The sequence below is a fragment of the Kitasatospora sp. NPDC051170 genome (assembly GCF_044455705.1).
In the GTDB taxonomy this organism is placed as follows: domain Bacteria; phylum Actinomycetota; class Actinomycetes; order Streptomycetales; family Streptomycetaceae; genus Kitasatospora.
Window position 1 is genome coordinate 296,948 of sequence record NZ_JBITFA010000001.1, and the last position, 19,175, is coordinate 316,122.

At 71.9% G+C, this 19,175-nt stretch carries 15 protein-coding genes and 3 pseudogenes; 10 read left to right on the forward strand and 8 right to left on the reverse strand.

All coding sequences use genetic code 11. The features are described from left to right. Window positions 1-270: 270 nt before the first annotated feature. Window positions 271-558: a hypothetical protein gene (locus tag ACIBCA_RS01375; RefSeq protein ID WP_396280700.1), complete on the forward strand. Its 288-nt coding sequence runs from the start codon at window positions 271-273 to the stop codon at window positions 556-558. A gap of 195 nt (window positions 559-753) precedes the next feature. Beyond that, window positions 754-1,383 carry a hypothetical protein gene (locus ACIBCA_RS01380; protein ID WP_396280701.1) on the forward strand — a complete coding sequence of 210 codons (630 nt, stop codon included), beginning with the start codon at window positions 754-756 and terminating at the stop codon, window positions 1,381-1,383. A gap of 232 nt (window positions 1,384-1,615) precedes the next feature. Here the strand turns inward: ACIBCA_RS01380 and ACIBCA_RS01385 are convergent, their stop codons facing one another. Next, the gene (locus ACIBCA_RS01385) at window positions 1,616-2,014 is read right to left on the reverse strand and encodes a universal stress protein (protein WP_396281219.1); all 399 of its coding nucleotides are present in this window, start codon (window positions 2,012-2,014) and stop codon (window positions 1,616-1,618) included. Between ACIBCA_RS01385 and ACIBCA_RS01390 the strand changes: the two are divergent. Then, window positions 1,901-2,317 (forward strand): annotated as a pseudogene (locus tag ACIBCA_RS01390) (oleate hydratase); the annotation flags it as partial. The gene ACIBCA_RS01385 and the pseudogene ACIBCA_RS01390 sit on opposite strands and share 114 nt — an antisense overlap. 348 nt (window positions 2,318-2,665) lie before the next feature. Here the strand turns inward: ACIBCA_RS01390 and ACIBCA_RS01395 are convergent. The 3 genes and pseudogenes from ACIBCA_RS01395 to ACIBCA_RS01405 all read right to left on the reverse strand — a co-directional run. Beyond that, window positions 2,666-3,460, reverse strand: coding sequence for an HPF/RaiA family ribosome-associated protein (locus ACIBCA_RS01395; RefSeq protein ID WP_396280703.1), 795 nt, complete (start codon window positions 3,458-3,460; stop codon window positions 2,666-2,668). A gap of 23 nt (window positions 3,461-3,483) precedes the next feature. Continuing rightward, a complete protein-coding gene (locus ACIBCA_RS01400; protein ID WP_396280705.1) occupies window positions 3,484-4,488 on the reverse strand; it encodes a carbamate kinase in 1,005 nt (334 codons plus the stop codon). Between the two features lie 2 nt (window positions 4,489-4,490). Then, window positions 4,491-4,610, reverse strand: a pseudogene (locus ACIBCA_RS01405) (ornithine carbamoyltransferase subunit F); the annotation flags it as partial. A gap of 308 nt (window positions 4,611-4,918) precedes the next feature. Between ACIBCA_RS01405 and ACIBCA_RS01410 the strand changes: the two are divergent. After that, a complete protein-coding gene (locus ACIBCA_RS01410) occupies window positions 4,919-5,614 on the forward strand; it encodes a response regulator (RefSeq protein ID WP_396280707.1) in 696 nt (231 codons plus the stop codon). Between the two features lie 234 nt (window positions 5,615-5,848). On the opposite strand, the pseudogene ACIBCA_RS01415 reads toward ACIBCA_RS01410, so the two are convergent. Then, window positions 5,849-6,001 (reverse strand): annotated as a pseudogene (locus ACIBCA_RS01415) (HAD family hydrolase); the annotation flags it as partial. A gap of 245 nt (window positions 6,002-6,246) precedes the next feature. Between ACIBCA_RS01415 and ACIBCA_RS01420 the strand changes: the two are divergent. Continuing rightward, entirely contained in the window at window positions 6,247-7,956 is a 1,710-nt protein-coding gene (locus tag ACIBCA_RS01420; protein ID WP_396280709.1) for a GAF domain-containing protein, read from the forward strand. A gap of 35 nt (window positions 7,957-7,991) precedes the next feature. Here ACIBCA_RS01420 and ACIBCA_RS01425 read toward each other — a convergent pair whose 3' ends face one another. Beyond that, window positions 7,992-8,354, reverse strand: coding sequence for a pyridoxamine 5'-phosphate oxidase family protein (locus ACIBCA_RS01425; RefSeq protein ID WP_396280711.1), 363 nt, complete (start codon window positions 8,352-8,354; stop codon window positions 7,992-7,994). Between the two features lie 353 nt (window positions 8,355-8,707). Beyond that, window positions 8,708-10,165, reverse strand: a complete 1,458-nt coding sequence (locus ACIBCA_RS01430; protein ID WP_396280713.1) for a hypothetical protein — start codon at window positions 10,163-10,165, stop codon at window positions 8,708-8,710. A 703-nt stretch (window positions 10,166-10,868) separates the two neighbouring features. On the opposite strand from ACIBCA_RS01430, the gene ACIBCA_RS01435 reads away from it, so the two are divergent. Together ACIBCA_RS01435 and ACIBCA_RS01440 are read left to right on the forward strand one after the other, a co-directional pair. Next, the gene (locus ACIBCA_RS01435) at window positions 10,869-12,302 is read left to right on the forward strand and encodes a DUF2252 domain-containing protein (protein WP_396280715.1); all 1,434 of its coding nucleotides are present in this window, start codon (window positions 10,869-10,871) and stop codon (window positions 12,300-12,302) included. 44 nt (window positions 12,303-12,346) lie between these two features. Then, window positions 12,347-13,930: an MFS transporter gene (locus ACIBCA_RS01440; RefSeq protein WP_396280717.1), complete on the forward strand. Its 1,584-nt coding sequence runs from the start codon at window positions 12,347-12,349 to the stop codon at window positions 13,928-13,930. A gap of 71 nt (window positions 13,931-14,001) precedes the next feature. Here ACIBCA_RS01440 and ACIBCA_RS01445 read toward each other — a convergent pair whose 3' ends face one another. Continuing rightward, window positions 14,002-14,898: a YhjD/YihY/BrkB family envelope integrity protein gene (locus tag ACIBCA_RS01445; RefSeq protein WP_396280718.1), complete on the reverse strand. Its 897-nt coding sequence runs from the start codon at window positions 14,896-14,898 to the stop codon at window positions 14,002-14,004. Window positions 14,899-15,246: 348 nt separating this feature from the next. On the opposite strand from ACIBCA_RS01445, the gene ACIBCA_RS01450 reads away from it, so the two are divergent. The 3 genes from ACIBCA_RS01450 to ACIBCA_RS01460 all read left to right on the forward strand — a co-directional run bounded on the left by ACIBCA_RS01450 (window position 15,247) and on the right by ACIBCA_RS01460 (window position 19,059). Then, window positions 15,247-15,846, forward strand: a complete 600-nt coding sequence (locus tag ACIBCA_RS01450; RefSeq protein WP_396280719.1) for a PadR family transcriptional regulator — start codon at window positions 15,247-15,249, stop codon at window positions 15,844-15,846. After that, window positions 15,843-17,609 carry a sulfatase gene (locus ACIBCA_RS01455; RefSeq protein WP_396280720.1) on the forward strand — a complete coding sequence of 589 codons (1,767 nt, stop codon included), beginning with the start codon at window positions 15,843-15,845 and terminating at the stop codon, window positions 17,607-17,609. The genes ACIBCA_RS01450 and ACIBCA_RS01455 overlap by 4 nt, the downstream gene beginning before the upstream one ends. A gap of 106 nt (window positions 17,610-17,715) precedes the next feature. Next, window positions 17,716-19,059 carry an MFS transporter gene (locus ACIBCA_RS01460; protein WP_396280721.1) on the forward strand — a complete coding sequence of 448 codons (1,344 nt, stop codon included), beginning with the start codon at window positions 17,716-17,718 and terminating at the stop codon, window positions 19,057-19,059. Window positions 19,060-19,175: the final 116 nt, after the last annotated feature.

Consider the following 19,175-nt stretch of genomic DNA (forward strand, 5'->3'; position numbering starts at 1 on the left):
GCCGGGGCGGACCGGCGGACGCGGCGCCAGTGCTTCAAGCCTCGGTTTCCAGCCGCTGGGAGCGAAGGGCCGTGGGGGCCATGGCCGCCGGGACCTTCAGCCCGACCGCTGCCGGCGCGAGAGGCGGCGGGCCCGAACTCCGGGACCGCGGAGGACCGACTGCCTCGCTGGAGGGGCCCATCAGGCCCTGCCGTCGGCGCCGACCGGTGGAGCACTGTCGTCCTGTCCGCCTGTGCAGGGCGGTGCAGGGCAGGGCAGGGCAGAACCACGGTGAGCGTGATGTTCGCCGGGCATGATTCGGGAGGTGTCGGATGGACCACGACGGGCCCGCGATCGAGTTGGCCGCCCCCGCACCTGGGCTACCTGCCCGGCGAGCTGCGGCTGTACCCGGAGCTGACCGGTGCGCAGACGCTGCGACTTCTCGGCGACCTCCAGGGCACTGCCACCACACGCCGCGCGGAGCTGTGCGAACGCCTCGCACTGATGCCCGGCCTGGACGAGGCGTTCCTCTCCTCCGCGACCCTGGCCGTCGTGGGCGGCGTCGCGCACCGCAAGTAACCGCCCCGAAGGGGCCGAGGGACCGGGCGCAGGCCGCACCCGGTCCCTCGGCATTCCCGTCCCCAAGCGGCCCGGCCCTTCGGACCCGCAGCCGGGACCTTCGGCACCTGACCACCTCCAGCCGCCCGGCAACAGACTGAGCCAGGAACAACACACCACATCCACAACGGAATTGGGAAAGGAAGGCCGCAAACCATGGCCGCTCACCACACGCACACTCCCCGCCTCGCCCACCGGTTCGGCACCGGGCTCCGCCGCCACACCTCCGCGCACGCCGCCCGTGACGCGGCGCGCAGCACCTCGGTGACCACCACCGGTGCGCGGGCCCTCGCCACCGCCCGGATCGGCCTCGGCTTCGTCTTCCTCTGGGCCTTCCTCGACAAGACCTTCGGCCTCGGCTACGCCACCAGGAACGCGAACTCCTGGCTCGATGGCACCTCTCCGGCCAAGGGCTTCCTCAGCCACGTGTCGGCCGGCCCGCTCCAGTCAACGTTCCACCACTGGGCCGGGCATGCCTGGGCGGACTGGCTGTTCATGCTCGGCCTGCTCGGCATCGGCCTCGCCCTCATCGGCGGCATCGCCCTGCAGGTCGCCGCCCTCAGCGGCACCCTGCTGCTGGCCCTGATGTGGGCCGCCGAGTGGCCGCCCGCCCGCCACCTGGCCACCGGAGCGGGCAGCGGCTCCAGCAACCCCGTCGCCGACTACCACCTGATCTACGCTCTGCTGCTCATCGCCCTCGCCACCACGGCCGCCGGCGACACCTGGGGCCTGGGCCGCCGCTGGGCCGCCCTTCCGATCGTCCGAGACCACACCTGGCTCCGCTGATCCCCCGTCAGCACATCAGGCCGGCCGCGATGCCGTCGTCGCGGCCGGCCTCACCGCGTGTCCGGCAAGGGACGACCGGCGCCCGGACGGCGGCGCCTGCCCGGGCCCGGACGGCCGTCGGCGCCCGCCGGGACCAGGACGACGGGGCGCCGTGCCTCGGCCGCCGTGCGCGACGCGACGGACCCGAGGAGCCGCCCACTGCGCCGCCGCGGTGCTTTCCGCGGATCCGTCGTCACGACTCCGGTACCAGCGCCACGGGGCAGGCGGCGTGGTGCAGTACGGCATGCGCGACCGGCCCGAGGTGGCCGAGCGACGCAGCGTGGCGCTGCCCCAGGACCAGGAGCCGCGCCTTGGCCGAGGCATCGACGAGCAACTGCCCGGCGCCACCCGGCTCGGCGTCCGCGACCACCTGCACGTCCGGGTGGGCGGCCCGCCACGGCGCGATCGCGCGGTCGAGCAGGTCGTGCTCGGCGAGCTGGGACTTCGCGCGCACCGGCGGATCCACCGGTGCCCACGCGTGCAGGGCCCGCACCGGCAGCCCGTAGCGGCGCGCGGCGTCGAAGGCGAAGTCGAGCGCGGCCTCGGCCGGCCGCCGTGTGTCCACCCCGATCACGACCTGTTCGCGCGGCACCGGATTCTGGACGCCTCGCAGCTCGGCCTGGACACCCGTGACCGGATCGGACTCGCCCGCCTGCTGGCCCTGCCCGAGTCGGTGATCGGCTCCCGGCGGGTCGACGAGTTCTTCTCCGATCACTTCTTCGCCACCAACTTCTGGGCGATGTGGCGCACCACCTTCGCCTTCCAGAACTGGCACAGCGCGATCGAGCTCAAGCGGTACTTCCTGTGCTTCGTGCAGGAGTTCCCGCACATCCACACCCTCTCCGGGGTCCGCCGCACCCGGCTGAACCAGTACGACTCGATCGTGCGGCCACTCATTCGGTGGCTGACCGAGCACGGGGTGCGGTTCGAACACGGCGTCACGGTGACGGACGACACGGTTGCCGAGTTGGTCCGCGACAAGCGCGACGGCGGCTGGACGCTGTGGGAGACGCTCTCGCGCAAGGCCCCCGACTTCGGCCGTCCCGCCGTCTTCAACGGCAATTCCGAACGAACGGCCCGCCACCGCGGTTGCGGTGGCGGGCCGTTCGTGGATTCGTGTGGGTCCGCATCAGGGATGGCCGGGCATCAGGGATGGCCGGGAGCGGCCCCACCCGCTCCCGGCCATCGCCCCTGCCCCAACCCGGCCGGGCCCCCACAGCCCGCCGGACCGTACCCGCGCCGGCTACTGCGCGGGAGTGATGAGGCCGTGGTGGCCGTCGTAGCGGTGGTAGAGGACGTTGCCGCGTCCGGTGGCCGCGTCGGTGAAGAAGACGAACGGCCATCCGGTGAGGTCGAGGCGCGACACCGCCTCGGCGACATGGAGCTCCGGCGCCCGGGTCGTGCTCACGCTCAGCCCTTCGGCGCGCTCGGGAGCGGGGCCGGCGGAAGCCAGCCGGTGGCCGCCGGTGTGCTCGTCGCGGTAGACGACGCTGTCGTAGCCGGTCGCGGCGTCGGTGAACAGGTGGAAGTCGTAGTCCATCGCCTCCATCTCGAACACCGCGGCCCAGGGAGTCTGGCGGGCGAGGCTGTAGGCCTTGTGCCGCACGATCCGCCGTTCGTCCGGAGACCGGCCGTGGCGGTGCGGGCGGTGCTCGTGGCCCGCCGCGTCGCTCCAGGCGTTGGGCCCGGTCGGCTGGGTGGCCGGGCGGCGGTGGAGGTCCCGGTGCTGGCGCACCCGGGCGAGCCGGGCGGTCAGCCGGTCCTGGAGCAGGTCGATGGCCTCGGGCATGGTCGCGGCGGCCACGTGGGCCCGGACCGGCCTGCCGTCCAGGTCCACCACGGCCTGGGCCAGCGACGGCTTGACGACGGCGTGGTTGGCCTCCTGCGTGAGCTTCACCCGGGCGGCGAGCACCGGTTCGTGCAGCCGCTCGACCACGGCCGCCAGTTTCGCCTTCGCGTAGTCGGGCGCGGCCGACGACACCTCGCCCCGGGTCTCCACCTGGATGTGGACTGCGGGGTGAGTCTGCAGTGGGTTCATCAGGTCCTTCTTCCGGTCGGGTTTCAGACTGTCGCGTGCCCGGGCAGCGCGCCGAGGGCCGAAGGTCCCGCAGGCAGGGCCTGAGGGCCCGGCTTTCCGCGCTCCACGGCCGCGCGGACCGTGGTGCCGGTGGTGCCGGTGGTGCCGAGGATCGTGCCGAGCGCGTCGTCCAGCGGGCCGATGGCGGCGAGGTGGCCGGTGCGTTCGGCGAACGAGGCGGCCGCCTCGGCCTTGGGCCGCATGGAGCCCTCCGGGAGGTCCAGCGCGCGCAGGTGCTCGGGAGTCGCGGCGACCAGCGGACCGGGGTGGGCGGCGCCGAACCGGGTGAACACGTGGGTGACGTCGGTGAGGATCAACAGGGCGTCGGCGTCCAGCTGTTCGGCCAGAAGGGCGGCGGTGAGGTCCTTGTCGACGACCGCCTCCACACCGGTCAGCCGACCGGTGTCGGGGTTGCGGGTGACGGGTACGCCTCCCCCGCCCGCGCAGATCACCACCGCTCCACCGGCCAGGAGGACGCGGACGGCGGGCGCTTCGAGCACCTCGCGCGGCCGGGGCGACGGGACGACGCGGCGGCGGTGGGCGCCGTCCTGCGCGGTGGTCCAGCCGCGTTCGCGCTCCATCCGCCGGGCCCGCTCGGCGGTGAGCTGCTGGCCGATGAACTTGGTCGGATGCTTGAACGCCCCATCGTGCGGGTCGACTTCGGTGTGGGTGACCAGCGCGGTCACCGCCCGCCCGGGCAGGCGGTTCAGCAGCTCGCGGGCGAGCAGGGTGCCGATCATGCCCTGGGTCTGGGCACCGAGCACGTCCAGCGGATAGGGCGCGGTCAGGACCGGATCGCACTCGCTCTCCACGGCGAGCAGGCCGATCTGCGGGCCGTTGCCGTGGGTGATCACCAGCTCGTGCCCGGCGAGGACGAGTTCGGCGAGCGAGGCGGCGGCCTGGTGGACGTGGTGCAACTGGACGGCGGCGTCGGGGTGTTCGCCTCGCTGGAGCAGGGCGTTCCCGCCGAGGGCGGCGACGATGCGCATGGTCAGTCCCTCCCGAGGGTCGCGACGAGGATCGCCTTGATGGTGTGCATGCGGTTCTCGGCCTGGTCGAAGACCAGCGCGGCCGGCGATTCGAAGACCTCGTCGGTGACCTCCAACCCGTCCCGGCGCAGGTGGCCGCGCCATGGCGGGACGGGACAGGCGGACCGCGCGGGGCGGGAAGTGCTGGGCATGTCCGTGAACTCCTTCGGGGTGGGCTGCTGGACGACAGCACCCCACGCCGCCACACCGCCGCCCTGTTCCAACAGCACGACCTGCAGGCGGCCACCGCAGGGTGACTCACACCCCGCACTGCACCGACCAGGGGGAAGTAGGGCCGTCCGGCCCTACCGGCCGATCGACAGCCGCGGCACACTGCCGTGTGGATTCATCCGCCCCGCCCTGGCAGCGGGCAGAGGCGAACGGAGAAGGCATGGCGGAGAACGTGGCAGGTCAGGCGAACACCCCGGTCAAGGTGTTCCTCCTCGACGACCACGAGGTCGTCCGCCGGGGCGTGCAGGATCTCCTGGACGCCGAACCCGACCTGACCGTGATCGGCGAGGCAGGCACCGTCGAGCAGGCCCTGGCCCGGGTGCCCGCGCTGCGCCCCGACGTCGCCGTCCTGGACATGCGCCTGCCCGACGGCGACGGCGTCACGGTCTGCCGGGAGCTGCGCTCACGCATGCCGGAGCTGGCGTGCCTGATCCTCACCTCGTTCGACGACGAGGAGGCCCTGCTGGACTCCATCGTGGCCGGGGCCGCCGGGTACGTCCTGAAGCAGATCAGCGGTACCGACCTGGTCTCCGCCGTCCGCACGGTCGCCTCCGGCCAGTCCATGCTCGACCCCGGCGCCACCTCTCGGCTGATGGCCCGCCTGCGCGGCGAATCCACTCAGCGGACCCCCGACTTCCCCCAGCTCACCGACCGCGAGAGGGAGGTCCTCGCCCTGATCGGCGAAGGGCTGACCAATCGTCAGATCGGTGAGCGTCTCTACCTCGCCGAGAAGACCGTCAAGAACCACATCTCCCGCCTGCTGGCCAAGCTCGGCGTCGAGCGCCGCGTCCAAGCCGCCGTCATCGCCAGTCAGACCCTGGCCGCCCACGCCACCACAGGCCGCCCGGCCTCGTGACCCCGCCTTCGGCTCCGACCGGGGCGAGAGGGACCTGAACCTCCAGCACAGGGTGCGGACACCGCCGGCCCATGGTTCGGCGACGGGTGGCTCACGCCATCGCCCCGTCAGCCCCTCGGTGCCGGCCGGCCGTCTTCAGGTTGAACAGCGCCGAGCCGGAGATGTGCAGGGATCCGCTGTCCGGATCGGCAACGGGCACGGCACGTGTGGGGTCGCCGAAGACCGGCAGGCTCCTGCGGGGTCCACGGACAGCCCGATGTCGGCGCAGTGCAGCGCGAGCGCGTCGTTGACGCCGTCGCCGAGGAATCCGACGGCCCGTCCGCGCCGTCGCAGTGCCCGCACGATCCGGGCCTTGTCCTCCGGTGAGACCCGGGCGAACACCGTGGACTCCTGCCGGTCTGCGGAGCTGTCCGGCAGCGGGCGGGGCGAGAGGTTCGCGGGTTCGAGTCAACGTCCTGTTCCTGCCGTTTCGTCGTGGGCGTGGCGGACGATGAGGACGGGGCACCGGGCATGCTGCACACGGTGGCGGCGGACCGATCCGAGCACCGGTGGGCTGCCGCCGCCTACACCCGGCCGCTACTGTGAACCCGAGGCCCTGCGGAGACGGGTCACGCACGTCGAGGAGGACACCCGTGGGCGGGGACAAGGCCGCATCGCCACAGCTGCGTCTGGACGAGCTGCTGGACGAACTCCAGTCCCGCATCGACGCCGCGCGCGGCACCCGTGACCGGGTCCACAACCTGCTGGAGGCGGTACTCTCCGTCGGCCGCGAGCTCGACCTCACCCAGGCGCTGCGTCGGATCGTGGAGGCGGCCGCCGTCCTGGTGGACGCCCGATACGCGGCACTCGGCGTGATCGGACCGGACGGGCAGAGCCTGTCACAGTTCCACACGGTCGGGATGTCGGAGGAGGAGATCGCGGAGATCGGCCCGTACCCCACGGGCAAGGGCATCCTCGGTGAACTGATCCGGCATCCGGAGCCACTGCAACTGGCCGAGCTGTCCGCACACGCCTCGTCCTACGGTTTTCCGGCGAACCATCCGGTGATGCACACCTTCCTCGGGGTCCCGGTGCGGATCCGTGGCGAGGTGTTCGGCAATCTCTACCTCGCGGAGAAGCACGGCGGCGCTCAGTTCGACTCGGACGACGAGACGGTGATCACCACCCTGGCGGTCGCGGCGGGCGTGGCCATCGACAACGCCCGGTTGTACGAGGAGTCGCAGCGTCAGCAGCGCTGGCTGCGCGCCAGCGCGGAGATCACCCGGGGCCTGCTGTCAGGCAGCCCGCGTGGAGAGGTGCTGGAGCTGATCGCCCAGCGCGCCCGGGAGATCACCGGGGCGGAGCTCGCCGACGTGTCCGTGCCGCTGCCCGGAACGGACCGGCTGACGGTCGAACTCGCCGTCGGCTCGGACGCCACCGGAAGGCTGGGGCTGACGGTCCCGGCCGAGGGCACCCTGTCCGGCGCGGCGTACACCAGCGGGGCACCGGCGACCAGTACCGACCTTCACACGGACCCCCGGTTCGCTGCCGGGCCGCGACGCTTCGACGGCTTGGGCCCGGCGGTCGCGGTCCCGCTCGGCGCCGCCGACGGCCAGGTCCAGGGCGTCCTGCTGCTCGCGCGGCCGTCCGGGCAGCCCGCGTTCACCACGGAGGAGATCGGGCCGCTGCTCGGTTTCGCCGACCAGGCGGCGCTGGCCCTGGAGCTGGCCGCGCGCCGCAGCGACGCCGAGCAGCTCGCGCTGCTGGAGGACCGCGACCGCATCGCGCGTGACCTGCACGACCTCGCGATCCAGCGACTGTTCGCCACCGGGATGACTCTCCAGAGCGCCGCCCGTTTCATCGAGCACCCGGGCGCGGCGGACAGGGTGGTGCGCGCAGTGGGCGATCTGGACGAGACCATCAAGATCATCAGGTCGACGATCTTCGGCCTGCGCGCCCGTGACCAGGACGCCACCCACAGCCTTCGCGCTCAAGCCGCCCTGGTCGTCGGGGAAGCGCAGGAGGCGCTCGGCTTCGCACCTCAGCTCAGCATGGAGGGGTTGCTCGACACCGATGTGTCCGCCGAGTTGGCCGAACAGGTGATGGCCGTGCTCCGGGAGGCGCTGAGCAATGCCGCGCGGCATTCCCGCGCCGACCGGGTGGAGGTCGTCCTGCGGGCCACCGGGACGGACGTCGTCCTCGTGGTGGCCGACAACGGCACCGGCATCCCGGCCGCCGGCCGCCGCAGCGGGCTGAGCAACCTCGCCGAACGGGCGGGCAAGGTGGGCGGCACGTTCGAACTGCAGACGCCGGAGGAAACCGGGACCCGGCTGGTCTGGAAGGCACCGCTGGCGCAGACGTGAGCAGCCGTACGGCGCCGGCAGCAGTCGCCGCCGGGTCATCGTTCCCCGGCCGGGGCCACCGGTGCCAACCGTCGGCCCGTCACCAGCTCCGGCCGTAGGCGCACGGTGCCCGCTCCCGGCGTCGCAGTGGCGTGTCCGAGCACGGTGACGCTCCAGCCGCCGCCGTCCGCCTCGCTGACCTCGCTCGCCTCGAAGGCCACCACCGCCCGGTCCAGGGCCCGTCCGAGCCCGACCGTGACCGGCACCCACAGCAGCAGGGAACCGTCGTCCTCGAGGCCGAAGCGGACCGGCAGCACGGCGGGCAGCGCGCCGACCGTGTACACCAGGCGCCCCACCTGCCGTCCTGCCAGCAGCGCCAGCCACTGCCGGTCGCTGACCGCTTCACGTTCGAATTCCATGCCCTCGATACTCACCCCGCGGCCACGGCCGCAGCGAGGGCCGGACGTCCCCTTCTCCCCGACCGACCGGCCCCATTGCGCGCCGTCACCGGGTCCGCCATGGCAGGGTCGAGACGATCCTGCCTGCCGAACAACCTGAGGACCAGGGCCGAACGGCCCGGTTCCGCTTCGGCCAAGCTGGTGACGGGCACGGGTAACCGGGACGTAGACGAGCCGCGCCTCGTCCGCTCGAACCCAAGTTCCCGGTCGGGCCTTCTTCGTGTTGTGGTCTCGGTTCCGTTTCTGGGCCGCAGTGACGCACCGCTCGCGTCCAGATCCTTGACCGGCCCATTGCCGGCAGTCGGCCCGGCTGGTCAGGCATGTCCGGGCGGCGGACCACCGGGGGCCGTCGTGGCCGGTGGATGCTCGGCGTCCGGGCCCGTGTCGAGGAACTCGCGGACGGCGAAGCCGAGAGCCACGAAGAAGGTGAGCCACAGCACCACCGACCAGGTCGGGTAGGACCAGGTGGCCAGGATGACTGCGGCGACGACCAGGATCGTGACACCGATCCACCGCTTCCAGCGGTGCACGAAGGGCCCGACCGGGCCGAGCCTCATACCGAGTGAGTACAGGGCGTCGCGTACCGAGGCGACGAGGCGACGGCCGGCGGTGCGTACGGCGACCGCGGGCCGGGACGGCCCGACCAGGAAGGCCCCCACGGCGGTGACCACGGCGACCGTGCCGACCGCCCGGACGCCGGCGCGCATGAACCGGATGAGGGTGTCGTAGACGGTTCCGGCGGTGGCGTGGTCGGCCCCGGGCGGCAATCGGTCGAGGTAGATCTCCCGGAAGACGGTGAGCATGACGCCGAGCAGCAGCATGGCCAACGCCACACCGACCGCGGCGCCGAGCAGGGCCCGTCTGCGGTGGACCGCGAGGAGGACGCCCCCGGCCGCGATCAGTACGGTGATGGCCGGCAGCCAGTCACCCATGATCTCCAGCAGCCGGAAGCCCGTCTTGACCTTCCCGATGTCCTGCGACGCGAAGACCACGAAGTCGGTGTGGACGTCCGGGATCTTCGCGGCCACGCCGAGGCCGGCATTGACGAGTTCGTCCTTCACCTTGGCGACGATCGGCGCGATGTCGATGGCGACCTGGTTGTTCTCCAACTTGACGGCGCCGCCGCCCTTGCCGGTGAGTGCTTTGTCGAGGGCGGTGTGGATCTGCCGGTTGGCGTCGACCCAGATGGTGGCGAACGCCTCGCTGGTGACGACCTTGTGGACGGTGGAACCGACCAGTTGGGTCAATCCGCTCCTGATCGGGCCGCTGAGGTCGTTGATGAGGTTGGCGGCCTTGGGCGGCACGCCCTGCTCGGCCGCGGCATCGGAGAGCTGTTTCACCAGGGCGTTCACGTCGATCTGGTCGAGGACGACGGCGGTGACCCGGTTGGTGACGGCCTGTTGGACGTCGGGTTCGGTCGCGAGAGGTGCCACGGTCCGGACGTACCTGTCGGTGTCACCGACGAAGTTCGCCGTCCAGACCGCGAGGACGGACAGCAGGGAGAGCAGCGAGGCGAGCACGACGAGCACCACCGCGCCGGAGGTGCGCAAGCGGTGGTGCTCCCGCTTGGACGCGGCCTCCAGAACGGTGATCCGCGCGTGCAGGCGGGCGATGTCGTCCGCTTCGTCGCCCGTCGACGCAGGCCGGTCCGGCCCCGGGGGGACAACGCTGCCTGCGGGCTCCGGTGGCGGCTGCTCGGGCGCGCCTTCCGGGTGCTGACCGCCGCCGTCTTCGGAGGGGTTCGGACCGGACTCCGAAGGGGTCGATGCCATCGCCATCCTCCTCGACCAGGTGGCCCGCCGGCCACCGAGTTGCCTCTCCAGGAGAAGGGCCGCGCGGTGGGAGTACCACCGGGGGGAAGCGTCCGGGTGGACGGTGGTCGGCTTGCCCGGGGCAGGGCTTCGCGGAACCGGGGGAGCCCCGCACCGGACGACCCCGTGCAGACCTCGGAGGTGGGCCGTACGGCCCACGCCCGGCCGGACGGCCCGGTCCTACGGTGGCCGTAGAGCTTCTTTCCGGGGCTCTTTTGTTAGCCGAGCTTCCCGAGTGGTCGCAATGGAAGTCGACGACCTCCTCCGCACCAGAACCGACCTGTGCCAGGACACCGCATCGGTGTCGCTGGAGGGCGAACTCGACCTCGCCACGGCACCGCTCGTGGGAGAGGCCGTCTCTCGGGCCCTCGCGGAAGGTCCGCGTCCGCCGGCGACCACCCTGGCGCCGTTGCGGCGCAGGGCGCTCGCGGACGGTGCGGCCCTCGGAGACGCCGATGTCGTCGCTCATGGTGTCCTCCTTCTCTGGGACGGGTCGTCATGCCTTCGCCCCCGCTTGCCCGCCCCTTCTCCGACTGTCGGCCGGGTCGCCCGCCACGGCCCGGCGAGGGCTTCACCTGGCGGCGCGGGATGCGCCCGCCCATGACACGGCCGAGTATGGAGAGGTGGGAACACTCCTTTCGGGTGATGCGCGAGGAGGCCCGGGATGATGGACGGACCGATGCCGAGCGGCGCGACAGAGCACTTCCCGGCGCGTCCGTCGGCGCGTGAACGCGCCGACCTGGGCCGTACGGCCCGGGCGAAGTCGCCCCGGTCCGCACACGGCGACTTCGCGCCGGGCCGGGACCGCCCCGATCCCGTCGACCTCATCGAGGCGCAGTCCGCCTCACGGGTCCGGGAACTGGTGCCGGTGCGCTACGGCCGGATGTCGGAATCACCCTTCCGCTTCTACCGGGGCGCTGCGGCGATCATGGCGGCCGACCTCTCCGGCACGCCCATCTCGGGGTTCCGGGCCCAGCTCTGCGGTGACGCACACCTGCTGAACTTCCGTCTGCTCGCCTCGCCCGAACGTCAACTGCTGTTCGACATCAACGACTTCGACGAGACGCTGCCGGGGCCCTGGGAGTGGGACGTGAAGCGTCTCGCGGCCAGCCTCGTCATCGCCGGTCGCGAGAACGGCTTCGCCGACGAGGAGGGCGAGGCGGTGGTCCGGTCCTGCGTGCGGTCCTACCGGGAGGCGATGCGCGCCTTCGCCGGGATGGGCCATCTCGACGTCTGGTACGCGAAGGCCGACGCGTACCAGGTGCAGGCGGCCGTCGCGGGCCGACTGCGCCGGGGCACCCGGAAGCGACTCTCCGCCAACCTGGCCAAGGCCCGTACCCGCGACAGCCTGCAAGCCTTCGACAACCTCACCCGCGAGGTGGACGGAGAGCGACGCATCGCCCCCGATCCCCCGCTGATCACGCCCGTCTCGGACCTCCTCCCGGATCGCGAGCGCCTCGCACTGGAGGAGGAGATCCACCGTCTGATCGAGGGCTACGGCCGGAGCTTGTCCGCGGACCGGCGCAGCCTGCTTCGGCAGTTCAGCGTCGTGGACATGGCCCGCAAGGTCGTCGGGGTCGGCAGCGTGGGCACCCGCTGCTGGATCGTGCTGCTGCTGGGCAGGGACGACCGGGATCCGCTGTTCCTCCAGGCGAAGGAGGCCCAGAAGTCCGTGCTGGCCGCCCACGCGGGGCGCAGCGAGTTCGCCTCCGAGGGAGAGCGGGTCGTGACCGGGCAGCGCTTGATGCAGGCGGCCAGCGACATCTTCCTCGGCTGGGAGCACATCGAGGGGATCGACGGTCGCGAACGGGACTTCTACGTCCGCCAGTTGCGTGACTGGAAGGGGATCGCGCAGCCCGGCCTGATGTCGCCGGACGAGCTGGACGAGTTCGGTCGGCTGTGCGGTTGGACCCTGGCACGCGCCCACGCCCGGTCGGGGGACCGGATCGCGATCGCCGCCTACCTGGGCCGGGGCGACGTCTTCGACCGGGCCCTGGCCCACTTCGCGGTCGCCTACGCCGACCAGAACGAACGCGACCACCGGGCACTGCTCGACGCGGTCGCCGCCGGACGGGTCACCGCTCGTTCCGACGTCTGACGCGAACGCCCACGCCGCCTCGACGAACCCACGGAGCAGGACTGATGGAGCACTGGAGAGCCCTCGCCGTCCTCGGCGCCGCCCAGTTCCTCATGGTGCTGGACACGGCCGTGATGAACGTGTCGATCAGCCAGCTGGTCAAGGACTTCCACACCGAGGTCACCGCGATCCAGGCCGTCATCACCCTCTACGCACTCGTCATGGCGGCCTTCATGATCACCGGCGGGAAGATCGGCGACAAGCTGGGACGCCGGCGGGCCTTCGGGATCGGGCTGACCGTGTACGGAGTGGGGTCGGTGGTGACGGCGAGCGCCCCCGTGCTGTGGGTGCTGGCCCTCGGCTGGTCGGTGGTCGAGGGACTCGGGGCCGCCATGGTCCTGCCCGCACTGGCCGCCCTCGTCGCCGGCTCCTACCAGGGCCGCGACCGTGCCGTCGCGTACGGGGTCATCGGTGGGCTGTCCGGCGTCGGCATCGCAGTCGGACCGCTCCTGGGCGGCTGGGTCACCACATACCTCACCTGGCGTCTGGTCTTCGCCGGCGAGGCCGTCGTGGTCGTGATCATCCTCCTGCTCCTGCGCTGGATCGACGCGCCCCCGGACACCGGCGCCCGGGTGCGCCTCGATGCCGTGGGCTCGGTGCTGTCCGCCGCCGGCCTCGCCCTGGTCGTCCTCGGCGTGCTGCAGAGCAGTTCCTGGGGGCTCGTCCACCCGCGCAAGTCCCCCTTCACGGTCCTCGGGTTCTCCGCGACCCTGTTCGTCATCGCCGCCGGGGCGGTGCTCCTGGGGCTGTTCACGGCCTGGGAGCGGCGCAAGGAGGCACGCGGCGAGGACCCGCTGGTCCGCTTCGGACTCCTCCGCCTCCCGACCCTGCGTTCCGGCCTCGCCATGCTGCTCACCCAGAGCACCATCCTGCTCGGCCTCTTCTTCGTCGTCCCGCTCTACCTCCAGGTCGTCCAAGGGTTCAACGCCTTCCAGACGGGGCTGCGGCTGCTCCCGGTCTCCATCACGATGCTGATCGCGGCCCTGGGCGGGTCCGCGCTGACCCGCGTCGCCTCACCCCGGAGGCTGGTTCGCGTCGGGCTGGTGGTGATGCTGGTAGCGATCGTCTGGCTGCTCGCAGGCATCAAGCCGAAGATCGACAACCTGCCGTTCGCCCTGGCGATGGGGGTCCTCGGCCTGGGGATGGGGCTGCTCGCGTCCCAGCTCGGCAACGTGGTGCAGTCCAGCGTCGGCGAGTCCGAGCGGAGTGAGGCCGGCGGCCTGCAGAACACCGCCCAGCAGTTGGGGTCGTCCCTCGGCACCGCGCTGATCGGCGCGATCCTGATCAGCGCCCTCGCCGGAGCCTTCAACAAGCAGATCGCGGGGAATCCCCAGATCTCGGACGCCGTGCGGCAGCAGGTGGGCATCGCCGTCGAGGCAGGTGTGCAGTTCGTCCCCACGGCGCAGGTCCAGACGGGGCTGGCCAAGGCCGCGGTGCCACCGGACCAGGCCCAGCAGCTCCTGAACGCGTACTCGGCGGCCCAACTGGACGGTCTCAAGATCGCGATCCTCACCACCGGGGGCATCACCCTCGCGGGGTTCGCCTTCACCCGTCACCTCCCCGCCGAGCGCCTGGTGACGAAGACCTGACCTCGACCCCGGGGCCCGATCCGGACGCGGCGCCGGAGGCCGCGCGCTGCGAGTCCCGCCCGGGCGCGGTGTCACCCCCGACGCCGACTGCGGCGTCCGAGTTCGCGCCGTGCCGACTGCCAGCGTTGGCGGGCCTGGGCGATCACGTTGTCCCACTCGCGCCGGACATCGTCGTCCGGAGGCCGCCGGCCGTGCCGGATCCGGTCGAGTTCGTCGACCACCTCCCGGCCCAGCGCGGCCGAGCCCACCAGGACGAGCATGGCGCCGAACAGGGCGGACAGCATGGCGATGACCGCCCCCACGGGCCCGTAGCGGGTGGCGTAGGAGCTGAACAGGTGCGGCAGGTAGACGGTCGTGCCCACGGCGTACGCGGCGGCCAGGACGGCGCCGAGGACGGCGAAGGGGAACACGGATCGCGGGCCCAGGCGCTTCGCGGACAGGACCCGGCCGCTCCAGAGCAGGAAGGCCGCCGTGACCGGCACTTCGCACAGGGTGGCGGCGAGGTCCAGACGTCCGCGCGGGAGCGCCGCGTGGAGCCAGCCCGTGACCGCGAGGTAGGCGGCCAGGCCGGCCGCCCACCGCAGCTCGTTGGCCGTGTTGCGCACGCTGAGCGGCGACAGCTCCCAGGTCTGCTCGACCAGCCGTTGCGCCGCCCGGGCGAAGCTGAGCGTCGAGATCACCAGGAGGACGGCACCGGTCACACCGAGGCCCGGGTTCGAGCTGAGTCCGGAGGAGAACAGGGCCGTGACGGCATCCGCCCCGCCGCCGGTCAGGCCGTAGCGCCGCACGGTCCGTTGTGCCAGGTCCGGCCGGGCCAGACCGCCGAGGACGGACGAGACCAACAGCGCCAACGGGACCAACGCCGAGAGCGCGGTCGAGGCCAGCGCCATCGACCGGTCGAAGCCGACGATCCGCTGAAAACGGCCGACGACGCGCAGCGCGAACGCCGGACGCAGCCAGAACGTCAACGTTCGCCGCAGACGTGCGCGGCCCGCCGGCCCGTCGCGTCGGCTCACGGGATCCGGGGACGTCCTGTGCGTGCCACGTGCCCGCCGCGCATGCCGAAGCGGACCGGGGATGGGCCCATGGGATCACCGCCTCGTGCAGAGCCGCTGTGTTCCTTCACCGTAGAAGCCGCCCGGCCCACAGGCGCGCAGCGGCGCGTCGGCCCGGGCTCTGACCGGGCAGGCATCACGAAGCATTGTTAACGCCGTCATACAACCTTGATAAGCGCCCATCCGATTCGTTGACCGAGCCCCTCACCCCCTACACCATTCCTCACATAGGTGTGAGTGCACATAGGAGGTGACGACGGGGTGAAGCGCTTCGAGTACGTGTTGCTCGCGCTGCTCGCCGGGCGGCCGCTCAGCGGGTTCGACCTGGGCAAGTGGATGGAGACGGAAGGGCAGTTCCTGCGCTCGCGGGCCCATCACAGCCAGATCTACCGGCTGTTGGGGCGGATGGTCGCCGACGGATGGGTGGCGTACGAGGTCGATCCGCGCGAAGGCCGGCCGGACGCGAAGGTGTACCGGCTCACCGCCGTCGGTCGCGAGGCCCTGCTGGCATGGGTGCGGTCCCCGTACGAGCCGACCAGCCGCTTCCAGGACCCCGACTTCCTGACCCGGTTCGCCTTCGCGGCGCCGCTGGACACGGAGGCCGCGATCCGGCTGGTACGCACCGAGCTCGATTTCCGGCGGCAGCAGATCGCCCGCAACCGGGACCGGGACCGCACCCTGCGCTTCGAGGACCCGGTGCCCGAGCTGGACCGGGCCTTCGCCCAGGACGTCTTCGACGAGCTCCACGCGTACGGAGCGTCCGCGATCGACACCTGGGTGGCCTGGCTGGAGCGGATGCTGCGCCGCCTCGAATCACGCCTGGAAGCACGCCGTACCGAGAGAGGGAACTCCCCCGCATGAAGGCCATCATGGTCATGTTCGACAGCCTCAACCGGCACATGCTGCCGCCGTACGGGGCGGACTGGACGCACGCCCCGAACTTCGCCCGCCTCGCGGAGCGTTCGGTCACCTTCGACAACGCCTACGCCGGATCGCTCCCGTGCATGCCGGCCCGCCGGGAACTGCACACGGGCCGGTACAACTTCCTGCACCGCAGCTGGGGCCCCCTGGAACCGTTCGACGACTCCACACCCGAAATCCTCAAGCAGAACAGGATCTACACCCATCTCGCCAGCGATCACCCGCACTACTGGGAGGACGGCGGCTCGACCTACCACGGCCGCTACAACACCTGGGAGTTCTCGCGCGGGCAGGAGGGCGACCCCTGGAAGGGACACGTCGCCGACCCCGACATACCCGAGTCCCCGAAGGGGATGCGCGGCGAGGGGTGGCGCCAGGACTGGGTCAACCGGCAGTACATGGCGACGGAGGACCGTCACCCGCAGACGCTGACCTTCGACGCGGGCCTGGAGTTCATCCGTACCAACAAGGACGCCGACCGCTGGTTCGTGCAGATCGAGACCTTCGACCCGCACGAGCCGTTCTTCACCCACCAGCGCTACAAGGACCTCTACCCCCACGAGTACGACGGACCGCACTTCGACTGGCCCGACTACAAGCGCGTGACCGAGTCCGACGACCAGGTGGCGCACGCCCGTTACGAGTACGCCGCGCTGCTGTCCATGTGCGACCGCTCCCTCGGCCGGGTCCTCGACGCCATGGACGAGCACGGCCTGTGGGACGACACCCTGCTGATCGTCAACACCGACCACGGCTTCCTGCTCGGCGAGAAGGGCTGGTGGGCCAAGTGGGTCCAGCCCTGGTTCAACGAACTCGTCCACCTGCCGCTCTTCGTCTGGGACCCGCGCCATCCCGCAGCCGCCGGCGAACGGCGCGGCTCCCTGGTCCAGACGATCGACATCGCCCCGACCCTGCTCGACTGGTTCGGCGTCGAGCGCCCCGCCGACATGCAGGGCAAGCCGCTGCCCGTCGCCGACGACACCCCCGTACGCGAGGCGGGTCTGTTCGGCGCGCACGGCGGGCACGTCAACGTCACCGACGGACGGTACGTGTACATGCGGGCCCCCGTCTCCGCGGACAACGCCCCGCTGTACGAACACACCCTGATGCCCACCCACATGCGCGGCCGGTTCACCCCCGCCGAGCTCGCGGACGCCGAGCTCGCCGCGCCGTTCGGCTTCACCAAGGGCGTGCCCACCCTGCGCACCCGCGCCCGTACCTTCCTCAATCCGTACTTCCAGGGCACCCTCCTGTTCGACCTGGAGACGGACCCCGAGCAGCTGGCCCCGATCGTCGACGACGCCGTCGAGCTGCGTATGGCGAGCCTGCTCGTCGAGCAGCTGCGCGCGAACGAGGCGCCGCCCAGCCAGTACGAACGCCTCGGGCTGCCCCAGGGCGGACCGGTCACCGACAAGCACCTACTGGTCGGGGCGCAGCGGGAACGGGCCGAGGAGTTCGCCCGGCCGCTGCCGCGGCCCGAGGACTACCCGGCGGGACGATTCTCCCTGCGTACGCCGGTCAAGGCGCTGATCGCCGACGCGGTCGCCGTCGAGGTGCTCCGTCGGCACCTGCCCGGATTCCTCGACTCCGAGTTCCTGCAGTTCCTGGCCGGCACGTCGCTGATCGACGTCGCCGGCATCAGTGGCGGGCAGATCCCCGCCGCCGCCCTGCGGGCGGTCGCGGAAGAGCTCGCCACGCTCTGACACGTCCCTGAACGGCCGGTGCCGGGGTGGCCGCCCCGTCACCGGCCCCACCTCCCCTCCCCCGTACAGCTCCCGCGAAGAAACCACGCGACGAAAGGGCGGTGTCATGCCCGAGCTTATCGAGCAGCCCGCGAGAACCGGCAGGACCGCTCCTCCCACGGCCGTACCCGGCCGCTGGCGACAACTGAACCTGCTCGGCGGCGCCATGCTCGTCGACAACACCGAGGCCGGTCTGATCGGCGGCCTGTTCCCCGTCATCCGCCAGGCCCTCGGCCTCTCCCTCGGGGCCCTCGGCGTCCTGACGGCGGCGGGCAAACTGATCGGCGTCGTCACCACTCCGCTGTGGGTGTGGGCCGCCCAGCGCTGGTCCCGCAAGGGCGTCCTCGTGATCTGCTCCGGCCTGTGGGGCGTCTGGGGCGTGGCCCTGGGCTTCGCGCAGGACTTCACCCAGCTCCTGGTCCTGTCCACGATCCTGGCCGCGGGCTACGCCGGTGCCGCCCCGGTCGTCACCGAGCTGATCGGCGACTTCTTCGACGACCGGAGCCGGGGCCGGGCGGTGGGCCTGCTGTACGGAGCGGTCGCGCTCGCCGCCTCCCTGCTGGCCGCGCTGAAGGGGCAGCTGGCCGGCGTGCACGACGGCTGGCGCTGGGGGCTGTGGGCGATCGGCGCGTTCAGCGTCGTGTACGGACTCGTGCTGTGGCGATGGCTGCGCGACCCGGGCCGGGGCGCCGCCGAGCCCGAGCTCGCCGACTTGGACGCAGTCGCGCGCGAGAGCGCGTCCCGGGTGACCTGGCCGCAGGTGGTGGCGCTGCTCCGGATCCCGAGCCTGCTGGTGCTGCTCGTCTCCCGGCTGCTGTCGGGGCACCTGCTCGTCTTCTCCTTCGGTGTGGTCTACCTCGTCGACGTGTACGGCTTCACCACCCAGACCGCCTCGATCGTGCTGCTGCCCCTCGGCATCGGCTTCTTCGCCGGCAACCTGCTGGGCGGCTTCGTCGGCGACCGGGCGAACCGACGCAGCCCCGCGCACGGACTGCCCGCCGTGCTCCAGGCCGCCCAGATCGCCTTCGCCGTCCTCGCCTACTTCGGCACCCAGTTCGCCTACGGCGGCATCGGCCCGTACGCGCTGCTCTTCGGCCTCATGGGCATCGCGCAGGGCGTCAATCCCGGAATCAACCGGCCGATGGTCATGGCCGTCGTGCCGCCCGGCCTGCGGGCCGCGGCCTTCACGCTCTACGTGGCCGTCTTCGAGTCGGTGGCCTGGGCCGCCTTCGGCCTCGGCGCGGGCTTCCTCGGTGACTCGATCGGGCTGCGCCCGGTCTTCCTCGCGGTGCTCGTCGTACTCATGCTGGTCAACGGCGCCTTCCTGACCCTGCTGCACCGCACCTACGGGCGGGACGTCGAGCGCATGCGGCGGGAGCTGGACAGGCAGCGCGAGCGGGTGACGTCGTGACCCGGGCGGCCGACCGGCTCCCCGCCTGCTGCGCGCCGCCGGGGGCCGGTGTCTCCCACGGTCCCCTGTCGTCCCTCTCCGTGCCGCCGCCTCGGCGGGGCGCCGGCACGGAGGGG

What these genes read in the sequence shown, in the direction of transcription:
- ACIBCA_RS01380 (WP_396280701.1), top strand. Translation starts at nt 754, where the DNA reads ATGGCCGCTCACCACACGCACACTCCCCGCCTCGCCCACCGGTTCGGC.
- ACIBCA_RS01395 (WP_396280703.1), bottom strand. Translation starts at nt 3,460, where the DNA reads ATGAACCCACTGCAGACTCACCCCGCAGTCCACATCCAGGTGGAGACC.
- ACIBCA_RS01400 (WP_396280705.1), bottom strand. Translation starts at nt 4,488, where the DNA reads ATGCGCATCGTCGCCGCCCTCGGCGGGAACGCCCTGCTCCAGCGAGGC.
- ACIBCA_RS01410 (WP_396280707.1), top strand. Translation starts at nt 4,919, where the DNA reads ATGGCGGAGAACGTGGCAGGTCAGGCGAACACCCCGGTCAAGGTGTTC.
- ACIBCA_RS01425 (WP_396280711.1), bottom strand. Translation starts at nt 8,354, where the DNA reads ATGGAATTCGAACGTGAAGCGGTCAGCGACCGGCAGTGGCTGGCGCTG.
- ACIBCA_RS01430 (WP_396280713.1), bottom strand. Translation starts at nt 10,165, where the DNA reads ATGGCATCGACCCCTTCGGAGTCCGGTCCGAACCCCTCCGAAGACGGC.
- ACIBCA_RS01435 (WP_396280715.1), top strand. Translation starts at nt 10,869, where the DNA reads ATGATGGACGGACCGATGCCGAGCGGCGCGACAGAGCACTTCCCGGCG.
- ACIBCA_RS01440 (WP_396280717.1), top strand. Translation starts at nt 12,347, where the DNA reads ATGGAGCACTGGAGAGCCCTCGCCGTCCTCGGCGCCGCCCAGTTCCTC.
- ACIBCA_RS01455 (WP_396280720.1), top strand. Translation starts at nt 15,843, where the DNA reads ATGAAGGCCATCATGGTCATGTTCGACAGCCTCAACCGGCACATGCTG.
- ACIBCA_RS01460 (WP_396280721.1), top strand. Translation starts at nt 17,716, where the DNA reads ATGCCCGAGCTTATCGAGCAGCCCGCGAGAACCGGCAGGACCGCTCCT.